Here is a 16,912-nt window from a genome sequence, read left to right as displayed (position 1 = left end):
CATGAAAATTGATGACGCACTTCAGAAAGCGGTTGCGCTGACCAATGACAAGACGGAAAACAGGCCTGCACCTCGTGCAAGCGAGACCAAGGCTACCGTAGCCGGTGAGAGTGTTACCTTGTCTCCGTTGGCTTCGCAATTGCAATCTATCGAAGCCGCCGGAGCGAATGAGCAAGTATATGATGCGGACAAAGTGAACGCGATCAAATCTGCCATTTCCAGTGGCCAATTCAGGGTTGACTCTGAAAAGGTCGCAGATGGCCTTATCAACACAGTGAAAGACCTGCTGACAGTCCAGCGTTAAGGCTGTGCAGGGAGAAAGGTGATCCTGACATGACCACAGCCAGCTTTGAGCGTGAAATCGCATTGACTGATAGCTTATTGACGCTTTTAAGGCGTGAGCAAGCAAGCTTGGTCAAGGTGGATGTGGATGCCATGGAAGGCTTGCTGGATGAAAAAGCCCGGATATTGCAGGATATTAATGCTCATACCCAGGCACGGTACCAGGCGGTTGCTGCTTTAGGATTTGGTGCCGAGGAGCGTGGTCTTGCAGCTTGGATTGCAGTACAAATAGCTGAGGTTCAAGAGTCCTGGGCTCATTTCCAGGGCCTTGTTGACCAGGCTAAAGAACTCAATCGTGTGAATGGTATCTTGATCAACAAGCAGTTCAGCCGTAATCAGCAGATGCTGGATACTTTGGGGCGACCTCCTGCTTCCGGTCAGTTTTATGGCCCTAATGGTCAAGCCAGTTCAGGGTCTGGCCTTTATAACGCTCAAGCGTGAAAAAATTGGAATAAAAAAAGCCGGGATTATCCCGGCTTTTTTTATTCCTGAATTTCTGTTTTTTGAAGTTTTTCCGGTTTGCTATATAGCACCATAATAGAAACGCGACGATTTTTTGCGCGGCCTTCAGCGGTTTCATTGTCGGCAATAGGTTGCGTATCGCTATAACCTGTTGCGCTGAGTCTATCTGCAGCAATGCCGTTATCTATCATCCGGCGCACAACACTGGTGGCACGCATAGCGGAAAGCTCCCAGTTTGAAGCAAATTGCACATTGCTGATGGGTAGGTTGTCAGTGTGACCTTCTACCTGGATAGCATATTCCTGATTGGCGAGTACTTGGGTAATGTCATTAATGGGAGCGTTTGCCTCGGTCTTGATGCTGGAAGAGCCTGCCTGAAACAGCACGCCATCGGCAATATCAATTCTGACGCCACGATTGGTTTTGCTGATATTGATTTTGCCGCTGCTGGTGAGTGAGCCCAAAGTTTGATTCAGGCTGGTAATGATGGCGCTGATATTTTCCTGCTCTTGGCGGTACTTTTCTTGCTCTAGGCGAGTGAGAGGCAAGCCATTGATCAGTGAGTGGCTGGGAGAGGATTGCAGGTTTTGACTTTCTACCGGTTGCATATCAGAGGGGTTGCTTGGTGACTTAAGCTCGGCTGTACCGCTGAATGCACTACCGAGGGCGGATGTGAGTTCTTTATATTTCTGGTCATTTACCGATGAAATACCATACATCACCACGAAGAAGGCAAATAGAAGGGTAATGAAATCCGCATAGGACACGAGCCATCGGTCATGGTTATCTGGCTCTTCTTCAAATTTTCTTCTTCTTCCCATGTTACCCTGAGTTTAACGCAAGTATGCATTCAAGCGTTCTTCGACAATTTTGTGGTTCTCACCGTTGGCAATGCCAACCATTCCTTCAATCACCATCTCGCGGCGTGTGGTTTCCAGTTGCACAAGTGCCTTGAGCTTATTTGCAACCGGCAGGAAAAACAGGTTGGCAAAGCCTACGCCGTAAATCGTGGCGACAAAAGCAATGGCGATACCGCTACCCAACTTGCTTGGGTCAGATAAATTTTCCATGACATGGATCAGGCCAAGCACTGCCCCTAGGATGCCAATCGTAGGAGCATAGCCGCCAGCTGCTTCCCATATTTTGACGGCATTGCGTTGCGCGACTTCATAGCGGTTGATATCCACATTGCAAATGTCGCGGATCTTCTCAGGTGGTGTGCCATCAATCACCAAGCGCAGTGCGGTTTTCACAAAAAGGTCTGGTTCGGAGTGCATATGGTTTTCCAGCAGCAGAATGCCATCTTTGCGCGCAATCTGGCTCCAGGTGCTGATGCGGCGTGCCAGTTTTACTCTATCGTCTTCTGGAGGGCGGATGACCCAGGTGAGCAAGCGTAAACCCTGAATGAAGAAAGCTGGGCGTGTTTGCAGGAGAACAGCACCAATCGTGCCGAACAGCACAATCATGAATGCAGCTGGCTGGATGAGCGAGCTGAACTTGCCACCTTCAAGGGCTTGCCCCAGCAGGATGCCAGCAAGGGCGAGTAAGATACCGCCTAGGCTGCTCCAGTCCACAACTTCTCTTTCAGGTTGGCGCGCAGGCGTGCAACGGCTTGGGTGTGTAATTGGCAAACCCGGGATTCAGAAACGCTCATGATGGCACCGATTTCCTTGAGGTTCATTTCTTGTTCGTAATAGAGACCCATGAGGATTTTTTCACGTTCCGGCAGTGAGTCGATAGCATCAATCAGCGCTTCGCGGAAGTCGGTGGAAAGCAATGCCCTCAACGGATCTCCAGAGTCATCGGATTGATAGCGGTCGAGAAAATGGTCACCACTGTCTTGTTCGCTGAAATCCTCGTAATAGATGAGCTGGTGGCCACTACAGTCATCCAGCATCTCATGGAAGTCATCCATGGAAAGATTGAGTTCGCGCGCAATTTCTCCCTCGGTAGGGGGGCGGCCAAGTTTCTGCTCCAACTGGTGCACGGCTGATTCTACATCGCGCATGTTTTTGCGCACACTACGTGGTAGCCAATCCGCACGGCGCAGCTCATCTATCATGGAGCCGCGGATACGCTGCGCGGCATACGTCTCGAATTGTGCACCATGGTTGTCTTCATAGCGGTTGGTGGCATCCAGTAGCCCCATCATCCCTGCCTGTATCAGGTCATCAATATCCACGCTGGCGGGCAACTTGGCCTTGAGCTGATAAGCAATTTTCTTGACCAGGCTTGCATGCTGCTTCAGAAGATCTTCCTTGGGGCTGGTTTTTCCATGCAAGGTGTACATCACTTGAGATTCCTCTTAGCCGAGCGACGTTTCCAATAAACCATGATTATGGTCTATTTTGCCCGCTAATGCCTTAAATGCGGCCGAAGCCTTGGTCATGGGGAATGCTTCAATGACGCTGCGGCCCAGCTTTGCCGCGATACCCAGATGCTCATCGGATGGAATCAGGCCAGCAAAATGGAGTTCGATATGCAGGTGGCGGCGTGCAACTTCTGCAATATTGTTGAAGATAATACGTGCCTGGGATTCGCTTGTGTGTGAGACCACGATGTCAAACGAGCGCCGACCAACCTGTTGGCACAATTGCTTGATCAGGGTGTAGGCTTGGGTAATGGAGCCAACATCTCGCGTCATGTGTATCAGTATCTCCCCACGATGCAGTACATCTAGTGGCATGGTGTCATGAATAGTGAGCGCAGCATCAACTAAGATGATGTCGTGTTGGCTTGCCATGGCCGAGAACACCCGCTCGATTTGTTGTTTGAGATTGCCATTTTGCAGAAAACGGCTGGCGGAATTTCCTGGCAGCAATTTTGCAACAGAATAACCCTCACTGTCATTGTTTATTAATGGTTGGTGCAGTTCTGGCCGCATGATAGCTTCGAGTAGGGTGCCTTGGTCGCCATTAATGCCATAATGGCTGACTTCATTCATGGAGGCGCTGGTTGCTTCCACAATCAATACCTTGTTGCCCTGTCGATGTAATGACGCTGCGAGGTTAGTCATCAATCTGGCATGTTCTGCTTTGCTGGCGGCTGAAAGCAGGGAGATGACTCTGGGGTTTGGGCCTGCCATCATGCGACGCAGGCCTGATGCCTGATCTTTATGTGCATGGATCATGCTCGGTCTCCTGTCACATTGCTACTGGCGACATTCGCCATCAGGAATGGCATCTCTGCATCACGAAACTGAAATTGTTCTGCCTTCTTGCGCGCCATCTTAAAGGCATGGTGTGCAAGGAAAGTGTTGTTAGCAATATGGATGTCTTCAGGGACGCGCTGACCGTTGGCTACGTAATAAAGCCTGAGGCGCTCACGCATGATGATGTCGAGTGCACTGCCGATGGACGCTGCCTCGTCAAGCTTGGTGAGGATGCAACCATCGAGGCCGCAGCGTTTGTAGACATCCATGACATCAGCCAGGGTTTCGCCAGAGCTGGTGGCATTCATGCACAGGATTTTCTTGATCGGCAAGCCTGTCTTGGAGAGCATGGCAATTTGTTCCGCCACCATGCGATCACGCTGACTCACGCCAACGGTGTCGATCAGGATAGTATGCTTGCCCTTGAGTTCATTGAGGGCGATGCGCAGATCAGCTTCGTCCTTGACGGCATGTACCATCACGCCGAGGATCTTGCCGTAAATACGCAATTGCTCGTGTCCACCGATACGATAGGAGTCGGTGGTAATGAGCGCCAGCTTGCCAGCGCCATGTTTCATCACGAAGCGTGCTGCCAGCTTGGCAGTTGTCGTGGTCTTGCCGACGCCAGTCGGGCCAACCAGCGCATAAATACCACCCTGGTCGAGGATTTGCTGTTCGTCGGTGATGGTGTGAATGTTGCTGCTAATCACATTGTGCAGCCACTTGCTTGCTTCTGCTTCGCTGTGGCCTGCAGGTACTTTCTCGGCAATTTGGCGAGAAAGGCCGGCACTGAACCCTGCGGAGATCATTTTGCTCAGCACATTGGATTTAATAGGGTCGCGCTGCTGGATATTGGCCCAAGTGATCTCAGTCAGCTGCGATTCGATGGCACCACGCATGGAACGCAATTCTTGCATCATTTGCGCCATTTCACGCTGGCTCAGCTTGTCTTGCTCAATTTGCTCACGTACCGGTTTGGCAGTGTTCTTGACCACGGGCTTGGCGACTTGTGCAGCCACAGCCTTCGGTTGAGCTTGTGGTGTGGTTTGTTTGCTGGCCGCCTGGGCACGCTGTTGTTGCAATGCCTGATGATTCAGCGGCTCTGCGGTTTTCAGTATGCGCTGATTGCGGCTCAGCATAGACACCAGGGTTTCTTCGCCAACCGGTGTCTGGGGCTGTGGTTTTGCGGCTATCGGCTTTGGTTTATCGCGCGCTACCAATGTGGCCATATCTTCCTCACGGAAAGCGAGAATTTCGTTACCACCTTCAACGGCACGGTTGGAGAGAATGACGGCATTGGCTCCCAGTTCTTGCTTAACCATGCTTAAGGCTTCGCGGGAGTTTTTTCCGAAGTAACGTTTGATGTTCATGCTTGGCCTCCAATCAGGCTGGTAACGCGTATGGTTTTGGTGTCAGGAAGTTCTTCATGCGAGAGCACGCGCAAGCGCGGGGTGGCACGGCGCAGGAATTTGGATAATGCAGTGCGTAATGAGCCGGGTACTAGCAGCACGGGGGCCAGGCCCATTTGTTCTTGTTGCTTGGCGGCATTGGCAGTTTGGGTGGAGAGGGTTTCTGCCAAGCCAGGCTCAATGGCCGCACCACCATTAGCGCTGGCTTGTAATGCCTGCATCAGCAAGCGCTCCAGGTTGTGATCCAGCGTCATCACGGGTACTTCATTACCACTAGGGAATAGCTGCTGCACAATCGCACGGCCTAGCTGAATGCGGACTAAAGATGTGAGCTCATCGGTATCCTGGATGCGTGGGCCATGCTCGGACAGGGTTTCGATAATGGTGCGCATGTCGCGGATATGCACGCCTTCGACCAGCAGGTTCTGCAACACTTTCTGTACGCTGGATAGGCTGAGCGCTTTGGGCACCAGGTCTTCCACCAGTTTGGGAGACTCCTTGCCCACGTGGTCCAGCAACTGTTGTACTTCTTGGCGACCTAACAGTTCCGCGGCATGGGATGTAATCATGTGATTGAGGTGTGTAGCGATTACGGTGCTGGTATCAACCACGGTATACCCCATGGCTTGCGCCTGATCACGCATTCCAGCTTCAATCCAGACAGCGGGCAAACCAAAAGCAGGGTCAGTGGTTGCTGTGCCGCTCAAGGGGCCAGTCACATTGCCTGGATCAATCGCCAGATATTGTCCTGGGAAAGATTCGCCGCTACCGATCTCGACACCTTTCAAGGTGATGCGATAGCCTGCAGGGCGCAGTTCCAGGTTGTCGCGAATGTGGATGGGGGGTGGCAGGAAGCCAACTTCCTGAGCAAATTTCTTGCGTAACCCCTTAATGCGCTTAAGCAAGTCACCACCTTGGGCAACGTCTACCAGAGGAATCAAGCGATAGCCTACTTCCAGGCCAATCACGTCAACAGGCATCACATCATCCCAGCTAGCTTCAGGAGAGTCAGCGACTGGAGCGGGCGCTTTTTCAGGCTCGGCTTCCTGGGTCTGCTGTTTTTTCTCGGCCATATAAGCAACGCCAGCGAGTAAGCCTGCCAATAGCAGGAAGGCGAAATGTGGCATACCTGGAATCAATCCCAAGCCCGCAATAATGGCTGCGGTGATATAGATGGCGCGTGGATTGGCGAAGAGCTGTTCCGTCAATTGATTGCCGATATCGCGGTCATCGGCCACACGGGATACCACCACACCAGCTGCCACTGAAATGATGAGGGCTGGGATCTGTGCTACCAAGCCATCACCAATCGCGAGCAGAGTGTAGTTTTTCACCGCATCGGCAAAACTCAGGTCGTGCTGGATCATGCCGACGATCAGTCCGCCAAGGATATTGATTACAATAACCAATATGCCTGCCACGGCATCGCCGCGTACATACTTGCTGGCACCGTCCATCGCACCATAAAACTCGGCTTCTTGACCAATCTCTTTACGACGCTTGCGGGCTTCTTCTTCCCCAATCAGGCCGGCATTCAAATCAGCATCAATCGCCATTTGCTTACCGGGCATCGCATCTAGAGTAAAGCGTGCGCCGACTTCGGCAATACGGCCAGCACCCTTGGTGACGACGACAAAGTTGATGATCGTCAGGATAATAAATACCACGATACCCACGGTGTAATTACCACCGATCAGGAAATGGCCGAATGCCTCGATTACTTTACCTGCTGCATCTGGGCCTGTGTGTCCTTCCGTCAATACCACGCGGGTCGACGCGACGTTAAGCGAAAGACGCAGCATGGTGGTAACCAGCAAAATGGTAGGAAATGCAATGAAATCCAGCGGTTTTGAGGTTTGCAAACCGACCAGTAATACCAGGATAGAAAGTGCAATATTGAAGCTGAACAAGGCATCCAGAGCGATGGCTGGCAAGGGCAGAATCATCATCGCGAGCAGCATGATGATAATCAGTGGAGCTGCCATGGAGGCGCCGCCATTCAACCATGAAGGGAGTTTGAAGGCATTCATGACTTAGTTTGCTCCTTTCAGGTGCGGATCCATGGCATCAGGAACATCCAGTGCGTTAGGCATATCGGGGTAATAGCCGCCATGGGTCTTGTAATGACGAAGCTGGAAGATGTAGGCGAGAATTTCTGCCACCGCTGCATACAGGGCTTGCGGGATTTCGTCGCCTAATTCCGTATGAGCGAATAGTGCACGTGCCAGTTTCGGGGATTCCAGCGTAGGCACTTTATGCTCGCTGGCAATTTCCCTGATCTTGAGGGCAATGTCATCAGCACCCTTTGCAATGACGCGAGGGGCACCCATGGAGTGATCATCATATTTAATCGCTACAGCATAGTGAGTCGGGTTGGTAATCACGACATCTGCTTTTGGAATCTCCGACATCATGCGGCGGCGTGCAATTTCACGTTGTTGCTGACGAATACGTCCCTTGATCTGCGGGTTGCCATCGCTTTCCTTCGCTTCTTGCTTGACCTCTTCCTTAGTCATCTTGAGCTTGTTGGTATAGCTCCAGCGTTGATAAGGCACATCAATCAGGGCAATCAATACCAGTGCGGACACTATAAATAGGAAGCCTTTAATCAGAATGCCATCTACCTGGGCAATCCCTGTTTCCAGTGGTTGTGTTGCTAGAGAAAGGATGGTGTCAAAGTCGTGAGACATCACCATATAAGAAACCGTACCTACTAAAGTTGCTTTTAAAACGGCCTTGACCAACTCAACCAGAGAGTTTTTTGAAAATAGATTCTTGATGCCATTGAGTGGATTGAGTTTGCCAAACTTTGGCATAAAGGCTTTATTACTGAAGTTCCACCCGCCGACCAGCACTGGGGCTCCCACAATCACAATCAATAACAACAAGACCAATGGGGCAAAAGCGATCAGCAAATCCAGGATGCCGTTGGCAATTTTGCTGAGCAACAAACTGAAATCAAATGCAGCCTCACGGCTGACGCGCAGATTGCTACTCATATTGCTCAGCATGGCTTGATTAAGGCGGCCGCTCATCATCATTAGGCCCAAACCTCCAGTCATCAGCACAACACAAGTGGAAAACTCACGTGAGCGAGGAACATCACCATCCCCGCGCGCCTTTTCTATGCGTCGCGGCGTGGGCTGTTCTGTTTTTTCCAAATCACTATCTTGCGCCATGCTTTTCTATCCTTCTTGATGAAGACAGCGTGAATGACATGCTGTCTTGCATTGATGGCTGCATTATTCGTCACGAAGAAAATAATGGAATCGAAGAATAGAAGGGGGAAAACCAGTTATTCCTGATAGAAAAGTTTAAAAAAATTTTCAAAAAAACCTAAAGTTTGGAAAAACCTCGCCGTTAACCAAATAAGAGAGTAAAAAATTTATCAATTTATTTATTATTAATCAATAACTTATGAAATTATCAAAAATTTTCATAACTTTACCCTAAAGATTGATTTAGTCATGCCGTTAAGTGGATATGATTGCCAAAATATTTTTTAAAGGATGTAGTTCGCTGAATTTAGTTTGTAGTTAAGAATTAACGTTTCACCTCCTTTAAAAGTCTTGTCTCCCAAGGCCGATACAGTGTTTGTAAGACAAACACTGTATCGGCTATGCTCGCTCGTCTTACGAAAAAAACCGACGAACACCAGTTTTTGCCTCATCTTAAAAAGTTCAAAGTACGCCTCACCTGCACTGCATTTAGCGGCGCTGACTTTTCAAGCAAGGGAGCTGGAAAATGAACGAACAAGAAATCATGGCGGAAATCAAAGATGCTAACCTCAGTTATCTGATGCTTGCGCAACAAATGATTCGTGCAGATAAAGCGACTGCAATTTTTCGTCTGGGCTTGAGTCAGGACATTGCAGACCTGCTGGAAAGCCTAAGTAATGCACAACTTCTCAAGCTCAGCAGCTTCAATATGATGCTGACCCGCTTCCGTTTCGATGACGCTGCGATTCTTGGTATGTTGACCAGCTACACCAAGGACCGGATGCAGGCGCAAGCGCATGCAGCTATCTTGATGGCAGGCCAGGGTGTTGAAGAAATAGCCTGATCGGTTTTAAAAATAAAGTCGGCTGTTGCGTTCAGTTTATTAAGCTATTGGGGAGTATCATGAGCAAGAGTGTCATCAATGAAGCCGAGCAAATTCAATTGGCAATTCAAATGATTCATCTGGGTGCAAGGCTGCAACTGCTTGAGTCTCAGACAACATTGTCTCGTGAGCGTTTGATCAAGTTATATAAGGAAATCAAGGGGATGTCGCCGCCTAAGGGTATGCTTCCATTCTCGACTGACTGGTTTCTCACTTGGCAGCCTAATATTCATTCTTCTATTTTTGTGAACATTTATCACTTCCTGATTCAGCATGCAGCAGTGACGGGGATTTCGGCCGTGATGAAGGCCTATAAGCTGTATTTGCAGCAAGTGGGCAGTGAGCCTGACGATGAGGTGGTGTTGTCGCTAACGCGTGCTTGGACGCTCGTACGTTTCCTTGATAGCAATATGTTGAAAATGCAGCGCTGTAGTTGCTGTGGGGGCGAGTTTGTGGTCAATGCCTACGATTTACATGATCAATATCAATGCAATCTTTGCCATGTTCCTTCTCGTGCAGGCAAGACCAAAAAGGCCAAGGAGTTGGCTGCTGCATTGATTGCATAGTGCAGGTATGGAGTTAAAGCTTTTTAAGGATTTTGCCCGTGCTGCGTAAGCAAGGGGTAGGCCGGAAGTTGAGTGGTGCCAGGAAGCGGTTTCCCCCCGCTATCCTGGCTTTTTTTATTCAACTAGTAGCTTTGGGCATGGTCTGTGGGGCATCTAAACTCCAGTGGTGGTTGGAGGGTGAGATTTTCCCGGTCTGGGGCTTGTTTGTGATGCAGGGCTTATTTGCCAGTGCTTTGTCGGTTATTGCTGCAATGGCTGTATGGTGGCGCCTGATACATCTGTTTTTTCCACTGGCTATTCTAGTCATGTTGCAATGGCAATTGCCAGCATGGATATATTTGCTGGCATTTTGTTTTACCTTGGCTTTGTTTTGGAGCACTTACCGTACTCAGGTGCCTTTTTATCCATCCCTGCCTGTGACTTGGCGCAAAGTTAAGGAGTTGATACCTCAAGACAAATCCGTCAAGGTGCTTGATATCGGGAGTGGCATGGGGGGGCTTGTGATGTATCTGGCACGAGAGTGTCCTCTCTCTAGATGTGTCGGAATTGAGCTAGCTCCTTTACCATGGCTGATTAGCGTCTTATTGGGCACACTAAAAAAATCCCCCGCAATATTCAAGTATGGTGATTACCAGGCCGTTAACCTTTCTGAGTACGACATCGTCTTTGCGTACCTTTCCCCAGCGGCAATGCCTGATCTTTGGCACAAAGCTGCACAGGAAATGCAGGCAGGAAGTTTGCTGATCAGCTATGAGTTTGAAATTCCGGGAGTGCCTCCTAAATTTCAGATTCAAGATAGGCTGGATGCAGATGCTGCCAGTATTTTTGTATGGGAATTATAAGCGTGCAACATTGCGCTTTAGGAGGCAGTCAGGCCATGATGGTTCAGATATAAAGGGTTATTGCATTTCAATTACCGCGATCAGAACATCCGCTTGATTGCTATGCTGAAAAGAACTTAAAAGTCGGGTCTGTGAAACCCGAGCGGAGCTTGCTGATATGCTGGTGATAGCGGGGTATCTGGTAGTAATGGGAAGTGTCTTTGGTGGGTTTGCCATGGCAGGAGGGCATTTGGCAGCCTTGTTTCAACCATTGGAACTTCTCATGATCGGGGGGGCAGCTATCGGGGCATTCCTCGTTGGAAATGATGCCAAAGCCATTAAGGCAACCCTCAAAGCCTTGCCTACTGTTTTCAAGGGCTCTAAATATACCAAATCGCGCTATATGGATTTACTGGCGCTACTTTTCGAAATTCTCACCAAGATTCGCCGTGACGGGATGATGTCGATCGAGAGCGACATCGAAAACCCTGAGAGCAGCCAGATATTTTCCAAGTATCCCGATGTTCTGTCTGACCATCATCTGATGGATTTTATCTGTGATTATCTGCGATTGATGTCGTCGGGCAACATGGATGCATTTCAGATCGAGAATCTCATGGATAACGAAATTGACACTCACCATCATGAAAGTATGGTGCCTTCTCACTGTATTGCTCGCTTGGGAGATGGTATGCCTGCTTTCGGTATCGTGGCTGCGGTCATGGGGGTGGTGCATACCATGGAATCAGTCGGCTTGCCGCCCAGTGAGTTGGGGATGCTGATTGCTCATGCCCTGGTAGGAACATTTCTTGGGATTCTTCTTGCGTATGGTTTTGTAGGTCCCTTGGCTAGTTTGCTTGAGCGCAAGGCAGATGAGTCCTCCAAGATGTTTCAATGTGCGAAGGTCACTTTTCTTGCCAGTCTCAACAGTTATGCCCCTGCGATTGCCGTGGAGTTTGGTCGTAAAGTGTTGTATTCGACAGAGCGCCCAGAATTTGCTGAACTTGAAGCCCATGTAAAACAGGCCAAGGCACGTTAGTACGCGGAGAGCAATATGGCCCAGGAAAACGTCAAAATTATCGTCAAGCGTGTTAACAAGCACGGCGGTGGTCATCATGGTGGTGCGTGGAAAATAGCGTATGCCGACTTTGTGACGGCAATGATGGCGTTCTTTCTCTTGATGTGGTTGTTGGGCTCCACCAGCAAATCAGATCTTGAGGGAATTTCGGAGTATTTCAAGACACCCCTGAAAGTAGCGATGCAAGGCGGAGCATCTGTTGGTGCTAGTGAGAGTGTGCTCAAGGGTGGTGGTACTGATATGACTAAGTCTCAAGGCCAGATCAGAAAAGCTGATGATATTACCTCCAAGAAAAAGCCAGACCTTAAGACAGCAAAGGAAGCGGTAGCCAAGGCTGAGATGCAGAAACTCAAGGAGCTGAAAAAACGCATTGAGCAAGCCATTGATTCAAGTGCTACCTTGCAACCTTTTAAAAAGCAGTTGTTGCTGGATATTACGACAGAGGGATTGCGTATCCAGATTGTGGATGAGCAAAATCGCCCCATGTTTGCTTCGTCCAAGGCAGAGTTGCAGCCATACGCCCGGCAAATTCTGCACGAGATTGGTCAATTGCTGAATGACGTACCCAATAAAATCAGTCTTTCCGGACATACTGATGCAGCGCCTTATCCTAGTGGCGAGCGTTTTTATAGTAACTGGGAGTTATCATCGGATCGTGCCAATGCCTCACGTCGTGAGTTGGTTTCTGGTGGAATGAAAGAAGAAAAAGTATTGCGTGTAGTGGGGTTATCCTCTGCTGTGTTGTTCGATAAGGATAATCCATTGAATCCCGTTAATCGTCGAATCAGCATTATCATCATGAACAAGAAGACTGAAGAGGAGACAATCAGTGACAACGGTTCTGCCGAAGTAGAGAAAGCTGGTGAAGTCCCTGCTTTGACGGAAAGCTTTAACCAGTGATGATATTAATCAAGTAGGATTTTCTCTTGTTTTTTCACAGACTGAAGGCAGTCTGGACAGGATAGCTTATATGGTAAGTCAGACTATACCCATAGATGAATTAAAAGAGTTACTGGTCAGCCTGGGGGGCTGGGGTGAAGAGCATCTTGAGCATGTTGAAACAGACCTCAGTCGTGCCAATGGATTATTGCATGAGGCAATAAGCATGTTGGTGGATGGCTTTATGTCTATCAACCGGGCGGCCCAGGCACAGCAGCAAATATTGTTGAGTTTAAGTGTGAGTACGCAGCTGTCCCAGCAACATATCGCCGAGGTGGCGATGTATAGCCGCCAGATTGAAAGTGAAGTCAATCGGGTTGTCACGGGCATGCAGTTTGAGGACATGACCAACCAATTGCTAACGCGTGCACTTGCACGTGTAGGCGGGCTAAAGCTGTTGCTCCTTGGCATGGCCGATCAGCATGAGTCTCTGGTTTCAGGGCATTCACATGAAGATATTGCGGCTATTTTGCAACGGATGAGTGAATCCCTCAACGAAAGACGTGCCTCTATGCATCGTGATTTGCAGTCATCCGTGAATCAGCAGCATATGGGAGCAGGTGATATTGAGCTGTTTTAGTTTGTTCTTTTAATGATGTCAGGTGTTACGTGCCAGGGAGCGCGCAGGCGCGCAAGAACGAGGATTGAATGATATGGGAAAAACAATACTTGCTGTCGATGATTCCGGGTCGTTGAGACAGATGGTGGTATTCAGCCTGAATGCCGCTGGATATCAAGTGATAGAGGCTGTTGACGGGGAGGATGCACTGAGCAAGGCGCAGACCCAAGTCGTGGATCTGGTGCTGACCGACCAGAATATGCCGAGAATGGATGGCCTAACGCTGATTAAATCGCTGCGTAGCCTCAGTTCTTACCAGAAAGTGCCGATATTAATGTTAACAACAGAGTCTAGTGATGAAATGAAGGCATTAGGTAAGGCTGCTGGAGCAACAGGGTGGTTGGTCAAGCCATTTGATCCCAAGCGTTTACTGGATGTTGTTCAGCGCGTCATTGGATGATGTGAGTGTATTGCAAAAAGGCGTCTCCTTGTGGGGAGTCAGCATGAACCAATCTGGAGTTGAACAATGACAATTGATATGAGCCAGTTTTACCAAGTGTTCTTCGATGAGTCGGATGAATTGCTGGCTGAAGCTGAGCGTTTGCTACTCGAACTTGATATTGAGAACCCGAGTTCTGAGGATCTCAATGCCATTTTTCGCGCAGCACACTCCATCAAGGGCGGCGCGGCGACTTTTGGCATGACCGACATGACCGAAATTACTCATGTGCTTGAGAACCTACTTGATCGGATTCGTAAGAACGAGATGAAGTTACAGGCTGAGCATGTAGACGTGTTTCTCGCTGCCAAGGATATCTTGAAAATGCAGTTGGATGGTCATCGCAATGGTAGCGCGGTTGATGAGGATGCGGTGAGTGATATCAAGGTGACATTGCATACCCTGGCGCAAGAAGGCGGACAAGCGATTGCCCCCCCTCCGCAGGCATTGTCTTTGGCTGTAGAAAAGTCTGAAGAAATCAAGCCTACTAAGGCGGCGACCCAGGTAGATAGTGCGACCAAGCAATATCAGGTGCAACTTCCTGAGTTGCCAGAAAAGGATGTGATTGCCCTGACGGAAGAGCTAAAGCTGCTTGGGGAAGTGGAATCCTTACCTCCTGAGGGTAAGCGGCATGTGCTTAAGCTTGCCACGGAGGAAAGCGTGGACAATATCGTGGCAATTTGCTCTTTTATTATTGACGCCGATGATTTAAGCATTACTGAGCTTGGTGCCGATAATCTTGTCAGCCAGGCTCAGGGTAAAAACACTGTTAGCGGCCAGTCGGGCTTTTTGATTGAAGTGCCAGAAGTCCTGGAAAAGGATTGGGCGACCTTGATAGCCGAGCTTGAGTTGCTGGGCAAAGTATTTGTGCAGCCGGTCGTGGGTAACCTACATGCTCTGTGGTTGGAAACTGAGGAAAGTCGCGACAGTATCCTTGCTGTCAGTTCATTTGTCGTGGATGTAGATAAGATCAGGGTGACTACGCAAGAGGCTGCTCCTGAAGTGGAAGCTATCCAGCCACAGCCAGCCCAGGCAAAAGCTAATCCTCTGGATGAGGGGGATTTTGGATTGTTTGACTCCAATCATGTCGCAAAGGTGGCCCCTGATCCAGTGCCCAAGCCTGAAACAGTTGTTCAGGTGAAGGAGGCTCCGCTGGAAAATAAGCGTGTTGCGCCACGTCGAGAAGCAGATAAGGCCGCAGCCAGCCAGGAGACAACATCTATTCGTGTTGGTATTGAGAAGGTCGATCAACTGATCAATCTGGTCGGGGAGTTGGTCATTACACAAGCCATGATAGAGCAACGCACAGGATCACTGGATCCCATGTTGCATGAGCGATTACTCAATAGTGTTGGGCAGTTGACTCGTAATACTCGGGATCTGCAAGAGGCCGTAATGTCGATCCGTATGATGCCGATGGATTATGTATTTTCCAGGTTTCCCCGCATGGTACGGGATCTTGCCAGCAAGCTTGGCAAGAAGGTTGAGTTTGTCACCAATGGAGCAGCTACTGAGCTGGATAAAGGCTTGATAGAGCGCATTGTTGATCCTTTGACACACTTGGTGCGCAATAGTATTGACCATGGCGTAGAGTCCCCCGAGGTGCGTGCTGCTGCTGGCAAAAACCCTATCGGGCGGCTTGCACTTTCTGCGGGCCACCAGGGCGGCAATATCGTGATTGAGGTGAGTGATGATGGAGGTGGCCTCAATCGTGAGCGTATTCTTGCCAAGGCAAAATCCTCTGGTCTGAATGTGTCAGATAACATGCCCGACGGGGATGTTTGGCAATTGATCTTTGCTCCTGGATTCTCTACAGCGGAAAAGGTCACGGATGTTTCTGGTCGTGGCGTGGGTATGGATGTGGTAAAGCGCAATATCACTGCCATGGGTGGCGTGGTAGATATTCGTTCTGCTGCGGGGTATGGCACGACGATTTCCATTTCTTTGCCGTTAACCTTGGCGATTCTTGATGGTATGTCGGTACGTGTAGGTGAGGAGGTATACATTCTGCCGCTGAGCTTTGTAGTCGAGTCACTGCAGCCATCTGCTAGCGATGTCAAAGATGTGACAGGGCAGGGCCGTCTGGTCAAGGTGCGTGAGGATTATCTCCCCTTGATTCCGTTATATCAGATGTTTGATATTGAGCCGCTTTATCGTGAACCTGAGGACGGTATCTTGGTCGTGGTTCAGGCCGATGGCAAAAAGGCTGCATTATTCGTGGACGAGCTGGTTGGGCAGCAGCAGGTTGTCGTCAAAAACCTTGAGTCGAATTACCGTAAGGTTGCAGGTATTTCTGGCGCTACCATTCTCGGTGATGGTGGTGTTTCCCTGATTCTTGATGTGACCAACTTATTGCGCTCCAGTAGGCAGTTGATCACGGAAGCTTCCATTCATTAAGAGGTGTTGTCATGTTAGAACCAACAAGCAGTAAAACAGAGAATCAGTCACAACCGGTTCCATCAGGGGCAGCGCAAGTTGAAAGCAGTGAGTTTTTAGCTTTCACGCTGGGAAGTGAGGAGTACGGCATCGATATTCTCAAGGTGCAGGAAATTCGCGGATATGAAAGTGTCACCAGGATTGTTAATGCGCCTGACTTCATCAAGGGCGTGATTAACCTGCGGGGCATTATTGTGCCTATTGTTGATATGCGTATCAGGTTTAACCTGGGGACGCCTACCTATGATCAGTTTACGGTTGTCATTATTCTCAATATCAATAATCGCGTGACCGGGATTGTGGTGGATAGCGTTTCTGACGTGACGACATTGAGCCCACAGCAGATTAAGCCAGCACCGGAGATGGGATCTATTCTGAGTACAGATTACCTGATTGGGTTGGGTACGCTGGATGACAGGATGCTGATCCTGGTAGATATCGACAAGCTGATGACCAGTTCTGAAATGGGCTTGGTTGATCATATTGTCGCTGGCGCTTAGTAACCAATTATAAAAAAAGTATATAGATACAGACCTGATTGAACTTGAA

At 49.3% G+C, this 16,912-nt stretch carries 18 protein-coding genes; 11 read left to right on the top strand and 7 right to left on the bottom strand.

Translation table 11 applies throughout. The annotated features are described in order from the left end of the window. Window position 1: 1 nt before the first annotated feature. Both flgM and LG202_RS07205 read left to right on the top strand, forming a co-directional pair. Complete coding sequence (flgM, locus tag LG202_RS07210) at window positions 2–304, top strand: flagellar biosynthesis anti-sigma factor FlgM (RefSeq protein ID WP_230347711.1); 303 nt, start codon at window positions 2–4, stop codon at window positions 302–304. 29 nt (window positions 305–333) lie between these two features. Beyond that, entirely contained in the window at window positions 334–783 is a 450-nt protein-coding gene (locus LG202_RS07205) for a flagella synthesis protein FlgN (protein WP_230347710.1), read from the top strand. Window positions 784–824: 41 nt separating this feature from the next. On the opposite strand, the gene motD is transcribed toward LG202_RS07205, so the two are convergent. Genes motD through flhB form a run of 7 tightly spaced genes read right to left on the bottom strand, consistent with a single transcriptional unit; the run spans window position 825 to window position 8,543 of the window. After that, window positions 825–1,625, bottom strand: a complete 801-nt coding sequence (motD, locus tag LG202_RS07200) for a flagellar motor protein MotD (protein ID WP_230347709.1) — start codon at window positions 1,623–1,625, stop codon at window positions 825–827. 12 nt (window positions 1,626–1,637) lie between these two features. Beyond that, window positions 1,638–2,378: a flagellar motor protein gene (locus LG202_RS07195; RefSeq protein WP_230347708.1), complete on the bottom strand. Its 741-nt coding sequence runs from the start codon at window positions 2,376–2,378 to the stop codon at window positions 1,638–1,640. After that, window positions 2,360–3,094, bottom strand: coding sequence for an RNA polymerase sigma factor FliA (locus LG202_RS07190; protein WP_230348069.1), 735 nt, complete (start codon window positions 3,092–3,094; stop codon window positions 2,360–2,362). The genes LG202_RS07195 and LG202_RS07190 overlap by 19 nt, the downstream gene beginning before the upstream one ends. 15 nt (window positions 3,095–3,109) lie before the next feature. Next, window positions 3,110–3,934 (bottom strand): MinD/ParA family ATP-binding protein, encoded by an 825-nt coding sequence (locus LG202_RS07185; RefSeq protein ID WP_230347707.1) that lies wholly within the window; start codon window positions 3,932–3,934, stop codon window positions 3,110–3,112. Then, window positions 3,931–5,325, bottom strand: a complete 1,395-nt coding sequence (flhF, locus tag LG202_RS07180; RefSeq protein ID WP_230347706.1) for a flagellar biosynthesis protein FlhF — start codon at window positions 5,323–5,325, stop codon at window positions 3,931–3,933. Before flhF ends, LG202_RS07185 begins: the two co-directional genes overlap by 4 nt. Beyond that, complete coding sequence (gene flhA / locus LG202_RS07175) at window positions 5,322–7,394, bottom strand: flagellar biosynthesis protein FlhA (RefSeq protein ID WP_230347705.1); 2,073 nt, start codon at window positions 7,392–7,394, stop codon at window positions 5,322–5,324. The genes flhF and flhA overlap by 4 nt, the downstream gene beginning before the upstream one ends. Window positions 7,395–7,397: 3 nt before the next feature. Then, window positions 7,398–8,543, bottom strand: coding sequence for a flagellar biosynthesis protein FlhB (flhB, locus tag LG202_RS07170; protein WP_230347704.1), 1,146 nt, complete (start codon window positions 8,541–8,543; stop codon window positions 7,398–7,400). 565 nt (window positions 8,544–9,108) lie between these two features. On the opposite strand from flhB, the gene flhD reads away from it, so the two are divergent. The 9 genes from flhD to LG202_RS07125 all read left to right on the top strand — a co-directional run bounded on the left by flhD (window position 9,109) and on the right by LG202_RS07125 (window position 16,863). Then, entirely contained in the window at window positions 9,109–9,426 is a 318-nt protein-coding gene (gene flhD / locus LG202_RS07165; protein ID WP_230347703.1) for a flagellar transcriptional regulator FlhD, read from the top strand. 56 nt (window positions 9,427–9,482) lie between these two features. Continuing rightward, a complete protein-coding gene (gene flhC / locus LG202_RS07160; protein WP_230348068.1) occupies window positions 9,483–10,031 on the top strand; it encodes a flagellar transcriptional regulator FlhC in 549 nt (182 codons plus the stop codon). Window positions 10,032–10,069: 38 nt separating this feature from the next. Next, window positions 10,070–10,873 carry a class I SAM-dependent methyltransferase gene (locus LG202_RS07155; RefSeq protein ID WP_230347702.1) on the top strand — a complete coding sequence of 268 codons (804 nt, stop codon included), beginning with the start codon at window positions 10,070–10,072 and terminating at the stop codon, window positions 10,871–10,873. 157 nt (window positions 10,874–11,030) lie between these two features. Next, window positions 11,031–11,891, top strand: a complete 861-nt coding sequence (motA, locus tag LG202_RS07150) for a flagellar motor stator protein MotA (protein ID WP_230347701.1) — start codon at window positions 11,031–11,033, stop codon at window positions 11,889–11,891. Window positions 11,892–11,906: 15 nt separating this feature from the next. Further along, the gene (motB, locus tag LG202_RS07145; protein WP_230347700.1) at window positions 11,907–12,830 is read left to right on the top strand and encodes a flagellar motor protein MotB; all 924 of its coding nucleotides are present in this window, start codon (window positions 11,907–11,909) and stop codon (window positions 12,828–12,830) included. Between the two features lie 70 nt (window positions 12,831–12,900). Next, window positions 12,901–13,449 (top strand): chemotaxis protein, encoded by a 549-nt coding sequence (locus tag LG202_RS07140; RefSeq protein ID WP_230347699.1) that lies wholly within the window; start codon window positions 12,901–12,903, stop codon window positions 13,447–13,449. A 73-nt stretch (window positions 13,450–13,522) separates the two neighbouring features. Further along, window positions 13,523–13,888 carry a response regulator gene (locus LG202_RS07135; RefSeq protein WP_230347698.1) on the top strand — a complete coding sequence of 122 codons (366 nt, stop codon included), beginning with the start codon at window positions 13,523–13,525 and terminating at the stop codon, window positions 13,886–13,888. Between the two features lie 66 nt (window positions 13,889–13,954). Continuing rightward, entirely contained in the window at window positions 13,955–16,324 is a 2,370-nt protein-coding gene (locus tag LG202_RS07130) for a chemotaxis protein CheW (RefSeq protein WP_230347697.1), read from the top strand. An 11-nt stretch (window positions 16,325–16,335) separates the two neighbouring features. Next, window positions 16,336–16,863 carry a chemotaxis protein CheW gene (locus tag LG202_RS07125; protein WP_230347696.1) on the top strand — a complete coding sequence of 176 codons (528 nt, stop codon included), beginning with the start codon at window positions 16,336–16,338 and terminating at the stop codon, window positions 16,861–16,863. Window positions 16,864–16,912: the final 49 nt, after the last annotated feature.

This window comes from Methylobacillus methanolivorans (genome assembly GCF_054588515.1).
The sequence above is the reverse complement of the archived record's forward strand: the minus strand, read 5'-3'. Positions and strand labels throughout refer to the sequence as shown.